General features: G+C 40.2%; 15 protein-coding genes. 2 read left to right on the top strand and 13 right to left on the bottom strand.

Translation table 11 applies throughout. The annotated features are described in order from the left end of the window. Position 1: 1 nt before the first annotated feature. The gene (locus KIH23_RS06080) at positions 2-595 is read left to right on the top strand and encodes a PolC-type DNA polymerase III (protein WP_213212030.1); all 594 of its coding nucleotides are present in this window, start codon (positions 2-4) and stop codon (positions 593-595) included. Positions 596-635: 40 nt separating this feature from the next. Here the strand turns inward: KIH23_RS06080 and acs are convergent, their stop codons facing one another. The 13 genes from acs to KIH23_RS06015 all read right to left on the bottom strand — a co-directional run bounded on the left by acs (position 636) and on the right by KIH23_RS06015 (position 15,078). Next, entirely contained in the window at positions 636-2,543 is a 1,908-nt protein-coding gene (gene acs / locus KIH23_RS06075) for an acetate--CoA ligase (RefSeq protein WP_213212029.1), read from the bottom strand. A gap of 91 nt (positions 2,544-2,634) precedes the next feature. Then, on the bottom strand, positions 2,635-3,306 hold the full coding sequence (locus KIH23_RS06070; protein WP_213212027.1) for an ABC transporter ATP-binding protein: 672 nt from the start codon (positions 3,304-3,306) through the stop codon (positions 2,635-2,637). A 1-nt stretch (position 3,307) separates the two neighbouring features. Beyond that, a complete protein-coding gene (locus KIH23_RS06065; protein WP_213212025.1) occupies positions 3,308-4,531 on the bottom strand; it encodes an ABC transporter permease in 1,224 nt (407 codons plus the stop codon). 2 nt (positions 4,532-4,533) lie between these two features. After that, positions 4,534-5,619: an efflux RND transporter periplasmic adaptor subunit gene (locus tag KIH23_RS06060; RefSeq protein ID WP_213212024.1), complete on the bottom strand. Its 1,086-nt coding sequence runs from the start codon at positions 5,617-5,619 to the stop codon at positions 4,534-4,536. Beyond that, on the bottom strand, positions 5,616-6,200 hold the full coding sequence (locus KIH23_RS06055; protein WP_213212022.1) for a TetR/AcrR family transcriptional regulator: 585 nt from the start codon (positions 6,198-6,200) through the stop codon (positions 5,616-5,618). The genes KIH23_RS06060 and KIH23_RS06055 overlap by 4 nt, the downstream gene beginning before the upstream one ends. A gap of 72 nt (positions 6,201-6,272) precedes the next feature. After that, positions 6,273-8,168 carry an acetate--CoA ligase gene (locus KIH23_RS06050; RefSeq protein ID WP_213212020.1) on the bottom strand — a complete coding sequence of 632 codons (1,896 nt, stop codon included), beginning with the start codon at positions 8,166-8,168 and terminating at the stop codon, positions 6,273-6,275. 7 nt (positions 8,169-8,175) lie between these two features. After that, positions 8,176-8,538 carry a response regulator transcription factor gene (locus KIH23_RS06045; RefSeq protein WP_213212223.1) on the bottom strand — a complete coding sequence of 121 codons (363 nt, stop codon included), beginning with the start codon at positions 8,536-8,538 and terminating at the stop codon, positions 8,176-8,178. Next, on the bottom strand, positions 8,538-11,228 hold the full coding sequence (locus tag KIH23_RS06040; protein WP_213212019.1) for a sensor histidine kinase: 2,691 nt from the start codon (positions 11,226-11,228) through the stop codon (positions 8,538-8,540). The genes KIH23_RS06045 and KIH23_RS06040 overlap by 1 nt, the downstream gene beginning before the upstream one ends. Next, positions 11,221-11,415, bottom strand: a complete 195-nt coding sequence (locus tag KIH23_RS06035) for a hypothetical protein (protein WP_213212017.1) — start codon at positions 11,413-11,415, stop codon at positions 11,221-11,223. The genes KIH23_RS06040 and KIH23_RS06035 overlap by 8 nt, the downstream gene beginning before the upstream one ends. A gap of 50 nt (positions 11,416-11,465) precedes the next feature. Next, positions 11,466-11,693 carry a DUF6814 family protein gene (locus KIH23_RS06030; RefSeq protein WP_213212015.1) on the bottom strand — a complete coding sequence of 76 codons (228 nt, stop codon included), beginning with the start codon at positions 11,691-11,693 and terminating at the stop codon, positions 11,466-11,468. A 10-nt stretch (positions 11,694-11,703) separates the two neighbouring features. Further along, positions 11,704-13,242, bottom strand: a complete 1,539-nt coding sequence (locus KIH23_RS06025; protein ID WP_213212013.1) for an MFS transporter — start codon at positions 13,240-13,242, stop codon at positions 11,704-11,706. 24 nt (positions 13,243-13,266) lie between these two features. Continuing rightward, positions 13,267-14,556: a DcaP family trimeric outer membrane transporter gene (locus tag KIH23_RS06020; RefSeq protein ID WP_213212011.1), complete on the bottom strand. Its 1,290-nt coding sequence runs from the start codon at positions 14,554-14,556 to the stop codon at positions 13,267-13,269. A 102-nt stretch (positions 14,557-14,658) separates the two neighbouring features. Further along, positions 14,659-15,078 carry a helix-turn-helix domain-containing protein gene (locus KIH23_RS06015; RefSeq protein WP_213212008.1) on the bottom strand — a complete coding sequence of 140 codons (420 nt, stop codon included), beginning with the start codon at positions 15,076-15,078 and terminating at the stop codon, positions 14,659-14,661. Positions 15,079-15,379: 301 nt separating this feature from the next. Between KIH23_RS06015 and KIH23_RS06010 the strand changes: the two genes are divergently transcribed. After that, positions 15,380-15,985 (top strand): flavin reductase family protein, encoded by a 606-nt coding sequence (locus KIH23_RS06010; protein ID WP_213212006.1) that lies wholly within the window; start codon positions 15,380-15,382, stop codon positions 15,983-15,985. Positions 15,986-15,995 lie beyond the last annotated feature (10 nt).

Here is a 15,995-nt window from a genome sequence, read left to right as displayed (position 1 = left end):
TATGTTTGATTGGATTAAGAATATCAACAAAGAATATCCCGAATTCTGGAAGCAATATATTTCAAAATTTGAGAAAAAATCTTCACGATTTGTAGTCATCAGCACAGAAACTTCGGGCTTGAATCCAACCAAAGATGTCATCCTATCTATAGCCGGAATTGGTGTTGAGCACAACAGCATCGTGATTCAAGACCATTTTGAAGTGATTCTACTGCAATATAAATTCTTGCATGACAACGAAATGTCTAATGAATTTATCATTGAAAGCCAACAAACCAAACTGCACGAACCTGAAGCTATGCAAGCATTTATAGAGTATATTGGCAATGCCGTTTTGGTAGGTCATCGCATTCATTTTGATGTTGATATGATCAACGAAGCTCTCTATAAAATGGGGTGTAGTCGCCTCAAAAATGAAGCTTTAGATGTTGAAATCATGCACAGAAAGCTTCATGATATTACCGATAAACCTTTTTCGGTAGACGAATTGTGCAAGCTGTATAAAATTGAAAAGGCCGAGCAATATTCAACCGCTGAAGAAGCTTATTCGTTGGCGTTATTATTCTTAAAACTCAAATCTCGTTTGGGTATCTAAATAAAAAAGCGGATTTTTAAGTCCGCTTTTCTTTTACATTTTAAACTCTACCGTTTTTGATTTCATCCACAATTTCCGGATTCAATAACGTGGTTGTGTCGCCAAAATTACTAAAGTCACCTTCGGCAATTTTTCTCAAAATTCGACGCATGATTTTGCCTGAGCGCGTTTTCGGTAAGCCAGAAACAAACTGAATTTTATCAAGTTTGGCAATTGGTCCAATCTGATCTGAAATAAGCTGATTGATTTCTTTGGCCACATTGTTTTTATCGCGGGTCTCGCCAATTTCTTTCAAGATGATGTATCCGTAAAGGGCATTTCCTTTGATATCATGCGGGAAGCCTACAATCGCGCTTTCAGCCACTGCCGGATGTTCGTTGATGGCATCTTCAATCGGAGCAGTTCCGAGGTTATGTCCTGAAACAATAATCACATCATCTACACGACCGGTTATTCTGTAATACCCTACTTCATCGCGTAAAGCGCCGTCACCGGTAAAATATTTCCCCGGAAAAGTCGAGAAATAAGTTTCTTTATATCGTTGGTGATCGCCCCAAATCGTTCTGGCAATCGATGGCCACGGAAACTTAATGCACAAACTTCCGGTAACTTGGTTGCCTTCAATTTCATTGCGTTTTTCATCCATCAAAACCGGTTGAATACCCGGTAAAGGCAATGAAGCATAGGTTGGTTTGGTGGGTGTTACAAAGGCCAAAGGCGAAATCATGATGCTTCCGGTTTCTGTTTGCCACCAAGTGTCTACGAGTGGGCAACGCTTCCCTCCTACATGGTCATTATACCAGTGCCAAGCTTCTTCATTGATAGGTTCGCCCACAGAGCCAATTACTTTGAGTGAACTCAGCGGATAAGGTTGTACATATTCTAAGCTTTCTTTAGCCAAGGCACGAATAGCAGTTGGAGCCGTATAAAACTGGGTCACACCATGTTTTTCAATCACTTCCCAAAATCTACTAAAATCCGGATACGAAGGAACGCCTTCAAAAATAACCGTGGTGGCTCCGTTTAATAGCGGTCCGTACAGAATATACGAATGCCCGGTAATCCAACCAATATCAGCGGTACACCAGTGAATATCGTTTTCTTCATAGTTAAAAACATTCTTAAACGAATAAGCCGTTTGCACCATATAACCCGCCGTGGTATGCACCATACCTTTAGGTTTTCCGGTAGAGCCTGAAGTGTATAAAATAAAGAGCGGATCTTCGGCATCCATAATCTCAGCAACATTGTTGTCAGAAGCGGCATCAACGAGCGGTTGAAGCCAAATATCGCGACCTTCTTTCATGGTAATGTTGATGTGCGTGCGTTTGGCTACCAAAACTTTTTCAACACTCGGACATTTCTCTATGGCTTCATCCACAATTGATTTGAGCTCGATAGATTTATTTCCGCGATAAGCACCGTCTGAAGTAATAACCATTTTGCATTGGCTGTCATCAATTCTTGAAGCCACAGCCGAGGCCGAAAAACCGGCAAAAACCACCGAGTGAATGGCTCCTATTCTTGCGCAAGCCAAAACTGTAATGGCTAGTTCAGGAATCATGGGCAAATAAATGCACACGCGATCACCTTTTTTGATGCCTTGCTCACGGAGCACATTAGCCATTTTGCAAACGCGTTGATGTAACTCGTTGTAGGTAATATGCTGCGCTTCTTCACTGGGATCATTGGGTTCAAAAATAATGGCTGTTTTGCTGCCGCGTTTTGATAAATGTCGGTCAATACAGTTTTTGACAATATTTACTTTGGCACCCAAAAACCATTTGATGTCGGCTTCGGCCATGTTGAATTCCATGACTTTCTCCCAGGTTTGATACCAAGTAAAGTTTTCTTCGGCTATTTTGCCCCAAAATTTTCTGGGTTCGCGAATAGATTTATTGTAATGTTTGAAGTATTGCTCAAGATTTTTTATGTGGTAATAACTCATGGTTGGTTTATTTTAATTTTTATAGCATAGTAAAAGTAAGCAATCTGAGGTTTGCTTGAACATTTTTATTGCTAAGTTGGTATAGCTGGAGTTAACTGATAATAATACCGTCTTTCATTTCAATAATTCGGTCGCTTTTACGCGCAAAATCATCATCATGAGTAACGGCAATAATGGTTTGGCCGAAGTTTTTGGTGAGTTCTTGAAAAATATCAAACACAATAGATGTGTTCTTACTGTCGAGATTTCCGGTAGGTTCGTCGCCCATAATAATCAGCGGGTCGTTGATCAGCGCCCGAGCAATAGCCACGCGTTGTTGTTGTCCACCCGAGAGTTTGCTGGCCGGTTTGAGCGCTTGATCTTTTAATCCTAAAATATCGAGTTTGTTATAGGCGCGTTGCTCGATTTCTTCTGAAGAATATTTGCCGAGTTTCAAAGCCGGAATCATGACATTCTGCAAACAAGTAAATTCCGGAAGCAAATAATGAAACTGAAAAACAAAGCCTATTTTTTCATTTCTGATTTCAGCCAATTGGTCTTGATTTAAACCAGTAACTATTTGGTTGTCAATAAGCAGTTTGCCTGAATAATCGGTATCCATGGTTGAAAGTATATACAGCAAAGTCGATTTTCCGCTGCCCGATTTTCCGATCATTGACAAAAACTCACCTTTTTTTACTTGAAAAGTAATGTGCTTCAACACCTCAAATTCAGTTGGTTGATAAAAGATTTTGCCAATATTTTGTGTTTCGAGTATGTTCATTTTATTTTCTGAAAATTTCAACCGGATCAACTCCTGCGGCTTTTTTGGCCGGAATATAACCCGCAAAAAAGGTAATGACCAATCCGATGACAATGCCTTGAATAAATTTAAGCGGTTCATAATCAATCGGAAAATAACCAATATCACCGCCCACATAAACGCGTTTGAGTAAAGTCACCAAAATAATCGCCAGCAGCATTCCGCCCAACACACCAATTACACCAATTGAAACCGCTTGCGTCACAAAAATGCTGATCACGTCTATTCCTTTAAAACCCATCGCTTTAAGAATGGCAATATCATTGATTTTTTGCGAAACGGTCATATTCAAAATGTTGTAAATCCCAAAACCGGCTACCAGCAAAATAGTCAATGATACAAACGTGATGATGATTTTCCGCATCTTGTTGGCCGCCATAAGCGTTTCGTTGCTTTGCTTCCAACCTTCGGCTTCATAGCGCGTTAGGTTTTTGATTTTCAATGCAATTTCTTCGGCTTTTTCCGGATCGATGACATTGACATTGATATCGGTGATATAACTGGATCCTTCTTGAAGCAATTGTTGCGCGCTGTTGATGTTGATGTACGATTTGGTTTTGTCGGTATTGGAGTTGTTGGTTTTAAAAATCCCGACAATTTTAAAGGTTTTGTTGACGCCGCGAGAAGACGTTAAATTGAGATTGTCGTTGATGGTTAAATTCATTTTTTGGGCAATTCCGCTGCCAATTACAATGCTGTTCGGATTTGATTTGAGTTGATCAAAATTTCCTTCAACCATAAATGATTTGATGTTGTACATCTGTTGCGCCTGGTCGGGTTTAATGCCTACAGCTAAGCCCGAAATTTGCGATTTTCCGTTGTTGTAAAAAACACTTGAATTTACCTGCGGTGTTACCACAGTTACTTCGGGAATTTCTAAAATCGAAGCAACCACCTGATTCGGATTGATGATGGTATTGTTGATAGGAACAACTTTCGGATTGATAATAATGGATTTTTTTCGGGCATTTTCAATCAGCGGTAAACTGATTTCGTCGTCTTTATAAACGCGAATGTGCGCCGTCGATTTAAAAATAGAGGCACTTGAACTTTTGTCAAATCCGGCCATCAAACTGTTCATGAAAATATAAATAGACATGCCCAAAACCACACCCAAAACCGCCACCGCTGTGAGTTTTTTGTTCGATAAAATATAGGTTTTGGCTATGACCGAATTGATGTTCATGGCTAAGGTTTTAAAGGCAATAAAACGCTTGAAGTGTCTAATCCTGAAAGCACTTCAACATATTCAGTAGAAACAATACCCGTTTTAATTTGAACCGGCTCGTCTTTTCCTTTGAGGTTAACTTTGTTTCCGTAACTCAAATAACTTCTCGGAATGAGCAATGCGTGTTTTTTCTCGGCCACCAAAACATTGGCTTCTAATTGGGTTCCGAACAAAGCTTGCGGTAAAACTTCATTAAAAGTTGCCTTGCAAATAAAGGATTGCGATGCGGTATCAAAAGCGCTCAGGATTTCAGAAATTTTGGCTTGGTAAACCTGATCTTTATGCGTGTTGAGTTTGACATATACCCTTTGCCCGATTTTGATTTTACCAATGCTGTTTTCATCAACATTCAAAACGGCTTCCACCTTTTGAGCATCGCCAATGCTGGCAATCACATCGCCTTTGCGCACATAATCGCCTTTGTTTTTGAATTTTTTAATAACTGTTCCGTTTTCGGCTACCGTAATTTTATTGTAATCTTCAAGAATTTGACTGTTCTTGAGTTGTCCGCGCGTTGTAATGAGTTGTCCGCGCGCTTGTTGTTGTAATTGTGCGTATTGTTTTTTAAGCGATTGCCAACTGGCCAACGAATTCTTAGCCGCCAATTGCGCGTTTTCATAATCTACGCGTGAACCAATGTTGTTTTGCTGTAAACGCTCATAACGTTCGGCTTGCTTTTGATCTTGAAGATATTTGCGTTCTGCCGATTGTATATTTTGTTCTAAAGCCAACAAAGCCGGCGCATTCACTGAAACATTTTCATCGGCAATTTCAGATTGAGCGCGTGCGGTTTGCGAATTGATTTGATTGGTCGGATTGTCAATCACGGCCAATACAGTTCCTTTTTGAACGATATCTCCGGCTTCAAATGACAATTGATTGAGCACGCCGTCGGTTTGGGCCGTCAGATGATAGGTGTCGTCCCATTCTAATTCACCTGAGGCAAACACCAATTCTTGTATATCTTGATATTGCGGATGAATTTCTTCTTTTTTACTGCATGAAACCAAAGCGCATAACAGCAAATAAAAACCTATTTTTTTCATTGTTTCAACAAATTAATATTGACTTGCATCAAAGCGCTTCCCTGCTCTAGCAGATTAAAACCAAACTGAGTCATTTTCCAGCGAAACATCATCAATCTAAAACTACCCAACAAAATATGCAAGATATCCGGCGTGAAAATTTGGGTGGTGATTTCACCGGCTTGTTTGGCTTGATCAATGAGTTGGCTAATCAATTGTGATTTAAACTGAAAAATACTCCAGATGCTTTGCGTGATTTTGGTATTATCTTCTATCAACCCTTCAGACAAAACCGCTACAATAAAATGTGGATTTTGACTAAAGTATGCAAACTGACTTTTGAAAACCTGTTCTAATTTATCACTCGGGCGAGCCGATGAATAAGCAATTTCGTTGAGTCTTTGCTCTATGTTTTGTTTGAGATAATCCAACAAAAAAACGATGATGTCTTCTTTATTCTTGAAATGGCGATACAAAGCGCTTTCTGAAAAACCCATCTCGGCGGCCAGATTTTTGGTGGTGAGGCCTTTGATTCCTTTTTCAATCAATAGCTTTCCGGCAGCTTGAATAATCTCGTATTGACGTTGTGAAGTTTGATCCATTTTTACGTGAGTGAATATTCACTCTGCAAATGTATTTAAAAAAAACCAACAGAAAATCTGCTGGTTAATATTTTATTTTGCTTTTAACAAAACGTAGCTTTCAAAGGCTTCTTGAATCTCGCCAATAATCGCTTCGTCATCAATGGTTGATGGTATTTGAAATTCGGTTTTATCAATGATGCTTCTGAGCAATTTGCGCAAGATTTTACCAGAACGCGTTTTGGGCAATCGCTGTACCACCATCACATTGCGCATTGAGGCCACTGCCCCTATTTGCTGACGAACCAGCTGAACTATTTCTTGTTCTAATTGAAAATGTTCTTTTTGCACACCTGATTTTGTCACCACCAGCGCAAACGGAACCTGACCTTTGAGTTCATCGTTGATACCAATCACGGCGCATTCAGCTACTGATTCGTGTTGGGCCACAATTTCTTCCATTTCGGCAGTTGATAATCGATGCCCGGCCACATTGATCACATCGTCAACCCTGCCGGTGATGTATAAATATCCGTCGGCATCTTTGTATCCGCCATCGCCCGAGAAATAATATCCGGGAAACTTACTCAAATACCCAGATTCAAATCGGTGTTGATCGTTCCATAAACCCATCAAAGTGCCCGGTGGTAGCGGTAATGCAATCACTACATAACCTTCTTCACCGGCCGGAAGTTCTTGCCCATTTTCGCCAAAAATTCGAATATCATAACCGGCCACGGCTTTTCCGGCTGAGCCCGGTTTTACGTCAGCATCTTCAATGCCTTTCATAATGGATATCATGGGCCAGCCCGACTCGGTTTGCCACCAATGATCTACAGCGGTTACCGGAATATGTTGTTGGTACCATTCTAAAGTAGCCACATCACAGCGTTCACCGGCTAAGAATTGGGTACGCAAACAACTCAAATCATATTGTTTGATAAAATCGCCATTGGGATCTTCTTTTTTAATGGCGCGAATAGCGGTGGGTGCTGTAAACATGATACTTACCTGATGCTCAGCAATCAATCGCCAAAAAGTAGAGGCATCGGGTGTTTTAATGGGTTTGCCTTCAAAAATGACGCTGGTGTTTCGGTTGATGAGTGGTCCGTACACGATAAAACTATGACCTACCACCCAGCCCACATCAGAGGCGGCCCAAAATACTTCGCCCGGATGAGCGCCGTAAATATATTTCATAGAATACTGTAAAGCAACGGCATAACCACCGTGGTCACGAACAATTCCTTTAGGTTTTCCGGTGGTTCCCGATGTATACAAAACATACAACGGATGCGTGGCTTCAACCGGAATGCAAACAGCTTCTTCTGAGCCATACACCAAGGCATCATAATCAATGTCGTATTTTTTAAACGGAATTTTAGCGCCGAGTTTTCTGTTGAGAATCACCACATTTTGCGGTTTGTGCTCAGCGAGTTCAATAGCTTCATCAACGAGCGGTTTGTAGGCAATCAATCGGTCAATCTCAATTCCTGACGATGCCGTGATGATAACTTTCGGATGACAATCATCAATGCGAATAGCGAGTTCATGAGGCGCAAATCCACCAAAAACAACCGAATGCGTTACGCCAATGCGTGCGCAAGCCAACATGGCAAAAGCGGCTTGCGGAATCATCGGCATATAAATAACCGCCGTATCGCCTTTTTCAAGTCCGAGTGATAAAAGCCCGCCGGCCAAGCGCGCAACTTCAGACTTAACTTCATTAAAACTGTATTTCTTGACGGTTTGCGTTACCGGAGAATCGTAGATAAAAGCCGTTTGGTCGCCAAATCCGTCTTGTATGTGTTTGTCTAAAGCTAAATAACAAACGTTGATTTGCCCGTCTGAAAACCACTGCGGATATCCGTCTTTATTTTTAGATAATATGTTGGATGGTTGCAAAAACCACTCAACGGACTGCGCTTGTTCAGCCCAGAAGGCTTCAGGGTTTTGTATGCTTTTTTGATAAAATTCTGAATAATTCATGGTTGTGTTATTGTAATAATTCTTGAACCTGTTCAATTAATTTTTTAATAGAAAAAGGTTTGGTCATGTAGGCGTTTGCACCCAATTGTAAGCCTTTTTCGATGTCGCTTTCTTTGTTTTTGGCCGACAAGAAAATCACTTTGCAATGTTTGAGTTGCGGTTGTTTTTTGACATATTCAATCGTCGCGTAACCATCAACATTGGGCATCATAACATCAAGGATGATCATGTCGGGTGTTTGTACTTCGAGGATATCAATGGCTTCTTTTCCGTCTCGGGCAATGAAAACCTCATAACCGCTTTTGCGAAAAGTATATTCTAATGACATGACAATGTTGGGTTCGTCGTCTACAATCAGGATCTTTTTCATCATTGAGTTTGTGTGTTTGTTTGTGGAATAATAACGATAAATAATACGCCGGTTTCAGTATTTTCTGCCCAAATCTTACCGTGGTGCGCTTCAACAATTTGTTTGGTAATGGCTAGGCCCAATCCGCTGCCGATGGGTTTTTTGACATTCTGATTTTGCGCTTGATAAAACTTGTCAAAAATAGCTTCGAGTTCGTCTTCGGCAATGGGTTTTCCGTTGTTGTAGATTTGAATTTTGAGCTGTTCATCAATTTCAGAAACGGTCAATTCAATTTGTCCGCCGCAAAATTTAATGGCATTCGAGATTAAATTATTGATTACTTGAATCAAGCGTTCTTCATCGTAAAAAGCCATTTCCGGGGCTAATTCGGTATTGAGATTGAATTGAATTTGGCTGTTCATCATTAGTTGCTGTAATGGATCAATGGCTTTACCCAGTGTTTGCAACAAGTTGTGTTCTGTCGGATGAATGTGTTGCTTGCCCGTTTCAAATTTTTCTAAATCGAGGATTTTGTCAATCAGGCGATTGAGTCGGTCTGATTCTGAAATAATGTTCTGCAAAAACTGTTTTTTGAGTGGTTCTGGAATCTCGTCATCGTCGTGCAAGATTTCACTCGCGGCTCTGATGGCGGTAATAGGCGTGCGCAATTCATGGGTAACCGTATCGAGAAATTCATCTTTTTGAAGATCTTTTTTGACTAATTGAGCGTTGGCATTTTTGAGTTGTTCAGAAATCTTTTCAAGCTCTTTTGAAGTAGCCACCAGTTGTTTGTTGACCGATATGTTTTCTTGTGATTCTTCAAGGATACGCAACACCTCGGGCAAACTGATTTTGTCTTCTTTGGTTACGCCCTCAATGAGAATTTTGGCCGAAGCCGTTCCGATGTGACCCGTGAGCAAATTCTCGGCAAACTTGATCAATCGCGCATCTGCCATAAGTGCATCGTTGGGAATGTTGTATTTAAGTCTGAAAATTTTGAGTGCGCGCTGGGTTCTATTTTCGCCCAAAAAGCGCAACAACACTTTTTCAATGTCTTTGATGTAGGCAGTTCCTCTCCAGACAAAGGCGTTTTCGTGGTGATTGATATATCGGTCAATATCTACATAAATTTCGGCATAATTGCGCTCGCGATAATTTCCTTTAAAACTCACAGAAACAATTAAATAAGCTAATGTATTTAAAAGTAAACTCCAGAACAATGCATGTGGAACAGGATCAAAAATATCCAAACCAAAAAGCGCAAAAGGCTTGAGCAAGCCATCTTTTGTAATTCCGTTCAAGATAAACGAGCTTCCGGTTTCAATCGAGCTAAAAAAATACGGCAACATCAGCGTGTAAAAGCACACCAACATTCCGATGGCTAATCCGGCCACAGTGCCTTTAAACGAGCCTCGTTTCCAGAAAATAGCCCCAAAAAAAGCCGGTCCAAGTTGGGCTATAATCACAAATGAAATCATACCGACAGAAACCAATGAAAACTTCACCAAGAAATATCGGTAGAACAAATAACCTAAAATAATCAAACAGAAAATGCCTATTTGACGAATGCGCAAAATTTGCTCGTTGTTTTTGGTTTGTGTTGTTTCGTTTAAGGAACCCAAAAATCCGTACGGAATGAGCAAGTTGTTGCTGAGCATGGTGGCCAAGGTGATAGACGATACGACAATCATTGAGATGGCTGCCGAGAATCCGCCCAAAAAGACCAAAACGGTCATGAATTGGTTGTTGAACAATTGCGGAATCAAAAGCGAATACATATCAGAATTGACTGTTTTGTGCTCAAATAGGATATTGCCGCCCCAAGCAATCGGAAATACAAAAACATTGAACAGCAACAAATACAACGGGAAAAACCAAATGGCTGTGCGCACGTGTTTTTCGCGGTGATTCTCAACCACCGACATATGAAATTGTCTGGGCAACAAGAAAATCGCCATGAATGATAAAACGCAGAACATCAGCCAATTCATCGCGCCTTCAAGCCCGTGAACCGTATTCTTTTCGCGAAAGCCCGGAAGAACGGATGCTTTTTGATAAATATCGTCAAAGCCGTCAAACACAAAATAAGTAACGTAAATTCCGAGAATCACAAAAAAGATCAGTTTAATAGCTGATTCTAGAGCAACTGCCGTGACTATTCCGCGGCGTTTTTCAGAAGCATCTACATAGCGCGTTCCGTAAAACGAAGCAAAAACGGCCAAAATGAGCGCCACATAAATAGAAGTATCAAAGATGATGTTGCCGCTGTCTTGGTGGTTGGTAACAATATAAAAGGTTTCAGAAATGGCTTTGATCTGTAAACCGATGTACGGCAAAATGGCAATAAGAACCAACAGTGTAATCATGGCTCCGAGCGCGCGACTGTTGCCATATCTGAGCGAAATAAAATCAGCAATACTTGAAATTTTATTGACTCGTGATATGCGGATGATTTTTTTGAGCAAGACAATCCAAGCCGGAAAAGCAATCACAGGTCCGAGATAAATCGGAATATAATTGAGCCCTGAATTGGCGGCTACACCAATGCTTCCGTAATAGGTCCAAGTGGTGCAATACACCGCTAGGGATAATGAATAAACAAAGGCGTTGCTTGTCCATTTGGAGTTTTCTTTTTTCTCGGCCCATTGCGCTGTAAAAAACAGCAAAGCCAAGTAAAGCAGCAATATGATGATGATGCCCAGATTAGTCATTGTATTTTTGAATGATGATCAGTGATACAATGGCTGAAGCGGCCCACAGTGAAAAAACATAAAACAGAATTTTAGGAATGCCAAAAATCGCCGCTTCTGAATTAAAAATCAGCAGCAGCGGCAAGTTGAAGGCCAGAGCCAAAATAAGGCTCGTGAGCATAAGTTTCTGAAGGTGTCTTTTCTTCATGGTTAAAAAAGATACACACCCTAAAAAGAGTGTGCATCTAAAATATAAAATTAATGTTTAGAATCGTCATATTCGCCCATCAAAGCATAATAACCAAAGGTTCCTAAGCCAGAAACGATGAGCGGAGTTAAGATGAATAATATGATGATGCCAAATACCAAGTCTTCTTGTTTGCCGGTTTCAAATTTGGGTAAACCGAATTTAAAAATACAGAAGTAAGCAGCGGCTACTGCACAGGCAATCCAAATCATGCCTAAGATACGTTTTAACTGATTCATGATGTGTGTATTAAATGTGAGCGTTTTTACTTTTGTTTTTGATGTAAATCATACCGATGACCAAACTAACAGCAGCGATGATGATCGGATACCACAATCCTTCAAGGTAGAACTCCGGATCTCCGGCTTCTTTTGAAGTGGTTACAAAATAAGTTGAGATGGCCGGAAGCAATCCGCCGAAGATTCCGTTTCCAACGTGATAAGGCAACGACATAGACGTGTATCTGATTTTGGTTGGGAACATTTCAACCAAGAAGGCAGCAATCGGTCCGTATACCATGGTTACAAAAATCACTTGAATAAAAACCAGAAAAACAAGAATCCATTTATCGCTGTCAACAATTTTTTTGGTGACTTTGGTTTCGATTTTTTCTTTGCCTTTATCGTCTAGTATTACTTTACCGTTGTCTAAGTGGATGGTTTTGATTTCTTCAACTGTGGTTCCGTCGGTAAATGATTTGTTGGTGGTGTAGATAGAATCGATTTTGGTTCCTTCTAAAGCTTTCATGGATGGAACTGTTTTGGTGTTCTCAACAATTTCAGTTTTGTTGGCCAAATCAGTAGTGGCATACATTTTTTTGTAGATCGGACGATACAATACAATCGCCAGCAACATACCGGCCATCATGATGTATTTGCGCCCGATTTTATCACTTAAACTACCAAAAACCACAAAGAAAGGCGTTCCTAAAATCAGGGCAATCCCGAGTAAAGTATCTACTTGAGTTGCATCAATGCTTTGAACCGTTTTTAAGAAATTCATGGCATAAAACTGACCGGTATACCAAACTACACCCTGCCCCATCGTTGCTCCAAATAAAGCCAACAATACAAATTTAAGGTTGTATCTGTTTCCAAAACTTTCTTTGAGCGGATTTGCACTGATGTTGCCTTCAGATTTAGCTTTGGCAAATACCGGAGATTCGTGCATTCCTTTACGGATGTAATATGAAACAACAACCATTAAAATGGATATCCAAAACGGAACTCTCCAACCCCAATCTTCAAAAGCTTCTTTGGTCATGGCTGATTTGGTCATCAAAATAACCATCAACGAAACGAACAAACCAACGGTAGCGGTAGTTTGAATCCATGAAGTCCAATAGCCACGTTCTCCTTTAGGTGCGTGTTCTGCCACATAAGTAGCTGCTCCACCGTATTCACCACCGAGGGCTAAACCTTGTAAAAGTCTGAGCACCAAAACCAGTAAAGGCGCCATAAAGCCAATGGTTTCATAACTCGGAATACAACCAATGAGAAACGTTGCTCCGCCCATGAGCATTAGCGTAACCATGAAGGTGTATTTACGCCCGATGAGATCGCCCAATCGTCCGAAAAATAAAGCACCAAACGGTCGAACCACGAAACCGGCCGCGAATGTGGCTAAGGTCGATAAGAAAGCTGCAGTTGGGTTGTCAGCCGGGAAGAATTTGGTTGAAATAACCACGGCTAAACTTCCGAAAATGTAAAAGTCATACCATTCGATCATGGTACCCATAGAGGAAGCAGAAATCACTTTCCAAATTCCTTTTGTAGATGTCTTGCTCATAAGATAAATATTGATGGTTTAAAGTTAAAAAGTATAAGCGCACGATACCATAATGCGCACATTGTTTACGTCTTTTGAATGTCCGTTGGCAGTGGCATCGGCTTTTGTGCTCATATCGCCCCAGCTGGCTCCAGTATATTCAATTTCAGGAGTTACTCTGAATTTATTTTGCTTGAAATCAACACGCCCTGATACGCGCATGACGTTGTCAACTACTCTGGTGAATGCTGTATTGGCTCCACGCATGTAGTATTTTACGGTTTCACCGGTGGCTAATCCGTTTTTGTCCGCTCCGTTGATTTGGGTATAACCCACAAACAAGCCCGGTGCGATGCTTTTGCCGTTGCTGGCAATATCCAACCAAAAGGCTGAGGTTTTGATGGCTTCGTATTTTTCTACACCGTTTAAGGTATAACCTGCATAACCACCCAGCATGACTTGACTGTACATGTTTCCGCCAGAAATTCCGTAGGCTTTGATACAAACTTTCTCGTTTGAGTATTTGAGATAGCCCATCAAAATGGTACTGTTGACTTTTTCTGTGGTTTGTTTTCCACCCAAATCAGTGAGTGGTTGAAGTGATTTGTATTCCAAGCCTAAACCGGCCAACCAGTTTTTGTGTTTGTACTGAAATTGTCCGTGAAAGGTAGGAATCGGCGAATTAATCGACGCAGCATTTTGTGATCCTGGCCCAGAGACGTTGAATTCTCTTTCTTTGTATGCGGTCAAGGCCAATGAGAAGTCTTTTCCAAGAGATTGTTTTAAACGAACTTGTGTGGCCCATCCAAACGGATTAAACATAATGCCGGTATTAAAGTTGGCAACACCTGGAAATACTTCAGGAATAAAAGTCGGATACCAAGTTTGTCCCATGGTTAAAGATGTTTTTGACCAATCCATATTGACATAAGCATGACGCAAACGCAGTAAACCGATTGAACTTCCGGTGGTGGCTGATTCTGAATTTCCGAAGAAATCGCCTTCGAGATTTCCGGTGATTTTGGCACCCCAAACATTTGGGCCTTTGGCTTTGATGCCAAATCTAGAAATAATGGCTAAAAAGTTTGAAGCGCTGGCCGCATTGATGTCATTTCCGTCAGCATCTTTAACTTCGTCAAGCGGATAAAGGTTGAGTTCATTTTCGCGAACATTGGCCGATTTGCGGGTGTCGTAAATATAATCTGTTCTGATAAATCCGTACATACTGACGTCCCATTCTTTTTCTCCGTTGGTAGGAGTGGTTGCTGCCGGTGTTGTTTGGGCATTTCCCCAAAAAGAAACACAGGCAAAGGTTAATAGAATTACTTTTTTCATAATTATTTAAAATTGGTTGGTTACTCATTGTTAGGCCAGACCAAATTCTAAATTTTTGTTAACGAGAAAAATTATGATATATATATATGTAAATCATATAGCTTAATCTTTGAAACGCTCCCATTTTATAAGCATAAATTTGTCACCGAGTTCGGTGATGATCATTCCAGCGCCTGATAATAATTCTTTGTTTTTTAAGAATTCTACTAATTCTAAGTGGTTAAAAATCTTATATGTTGGGTGATAATTGCCGTGGGTCGGTTTTTTGATTTTGTACTCTTTGACCCAATTGCTGATGGTGACATGTGAAACGCCTAAAATACGCTCAATTTCGCGGTAACTTAAGCCTTCAAGATAGAGTTGCAAAGCTTTGGTTACATAGTAATCGTCAATCTTTTTTCCGAGTTTGTTGACGGTAAAAAAATAGTTGCACTTTTTGCATAAATACCTCTGACGGCCTTTGATGACACCGCTTTTTACAATTATATCACTTTGGCATTTCGGGCAGCTAGAAACTTCCATATATAAAAAATTTGCATAAATATACTAATTTAGCAATTATATATAAATAAGATTCTAAAAATATTCTGTGTATTTTTTTTTATGAAGTAAAAAAATGCTTGATTTTATAGAATATTCTCATAGATTTTCTAAAATCATAAAATTTATAAAAACGTTTTTGCCTTTTAGACTTGATTCATTGAATATATTTTTAGATGCTGTTCTCAAGTTCGGCTTTTGCTTTTGTGTTGATTATTTTAGAACAAATACACTCTATTTTTAAATTCAGAAATTTGATTATCTTGGTTGAAATTTTTACCTAATGCAATTTGATCCCAATCATTTAGAACAATCTGCCATTTACAAGCTGCTCACGGGCTTGATTATCCCGCGCCCAATTGGTTGGATTTCGAGTGTTGATGCAAACGGTGTTGTCAATTTAGCACCGTTTTCATACTTCAACGCTGTAGGTGATGATCCGCCGCATGTTATGTTTTCAACTTCCAGAAGTAATCATATTATCAAAGACACGCTGCACAATGTGCTTCAAACCAAGCAGTTTGTAGTGAATATGGTGACTGAAGAATTGGCTGAAGCCATGAATCTAACGGCTCATCCCATTTCTGCTGATGAAAGTGAATTTGATTACGCACATCTAACTCCAATTGCCTCAGTTAAAGTAGCTCCTCCAAGAGTTCTTGAAAGCCCGGTGTCTATGGAATGTGAACTCGTACATCATTATACTCTAGAAGGAAGTCAAAACGGCGGTTCTACCATCATCATTGGGCGTATAGTTCAATTTCATATTGCCGAAGAATTGCTCATGGACGGATATAAAATCAATCTCGAACACTATCAACCAGTGGCTCGATTAGCGGGTTCTAATTATGCCAAACTGGGTGAAATTTTTACTATTAAACGAAATTAATAACAGCCTG

It is taken from the genome of Flavobacterium sp. CYK-55 (assembly GCF_018413465.1).
Lineage (GTDB): Bacteria > Bacteroidota > Bacteroidia > Flavobacteriales > Flavobacteriaceae > Flavobacterium.
This window is presented reverse-complemented; position numbering and strand designations above follow the sequence as displayed.

Coding starts and splice junctions, on each gene's coding strand:
- KIH23_RS06010 (WP_213212006.1), top strand. CDS start 15,380: ATGCAATTTGATCCCAATCATTTAGAACAATCTGCCATTTACAAGCTG.
- KIH23_RS06045 (WP_213212223.1), bottom strand. CDS start 8,538: ATGAAAAAGATCCTGATTGTAGACGACGAACCCAACATTGTCATGTCA.
- KIH23_RS06070 (WP_213212027.1), bottom strand. CDS start 3,306: ATGAACATACTCGAAACACAAAATATTGGCAAAATCTTTTATCAACCA.
- KIH23_RS06065 (WP_213212025.1), bottom strand. CDS start 4,531: ATGAACATCAATTCGGTCATAGCCAAAACCTATATTTTATCGAACAAA.
- KIH23_RS06060 (WP_213212024.1), bottom strand. CDS start 5,619: ATGAAAAAAATAGGTTTTTATTTGCTGTTATGCGCTTTGGTTTCATGC.
- acs (WP_213212029.1), bottom strand. CDS start 2,543: ATGAGTTATTACCACATAAAAAATCTTGAGCAATACTTCAAACATTAC.
- KIH23_RS06025 (WP_213212013.1), bottom strand. CDS start 13,242: ATGAGCAAGACATCTACAAAAGGAATTTGGAAAGTGATTTCTGCTTCC.
- KIH23_RS06055 (WP_213212022.1), bottom strand. CDS start 6,200: ATGGATCAAACTTCACAACGTCAATACGAGATTATTCAAGCTGCCGGA.
- KIH23_RS06030 (WP_213212015.1), bottom strand. CDS start 11,693: ATGAATCAGTTAAAACGTATCTTAGGCATGATTTGGATTGCCTGTGCA.
- KIH23_RS06015 (WP_213212008.1), bottom strand. CDS start 15,078: ATGGAAGTTTCTAGCTGCCCGAAATGCCAAAGTGATATAATTGTAAAA.
- KIH23_RS06035 (WP_213212017.1), bottom strand. CDS start 11,415: ATGAAGAAAAGACACCTTCAGAAACTTATGCTCACGAGCCTTATTTTG.
- KIH23_RS06040 (WP_213212019.1), bottom strand. CDS start 11,228: ATGACTAATCTGGGCATCATCATCATATTGCTGCTTTACTTGGCTTTG.
- KIH23_RS06080 (WP_213212030.1), top strand. CDS start 2: ATGTTTGATTGGATTAAGAATATCAACAAAGAATATCCCGAATTCTGG.
- KIH23_RS06050 (WP_213212020.1), bottom strand. CDS start 8,168: ATGAATTATTCAGAATTTTATCAAAAAAGCATACAAAACCCTGAAGCC.
- KIH23_RS06020 (WP_213212011.1), bottom strand. CDS start 14,556: ATGAAAAAAGTAATTCTATTAACCTTTGCCTGTGTTTCTTTTTGGGGA.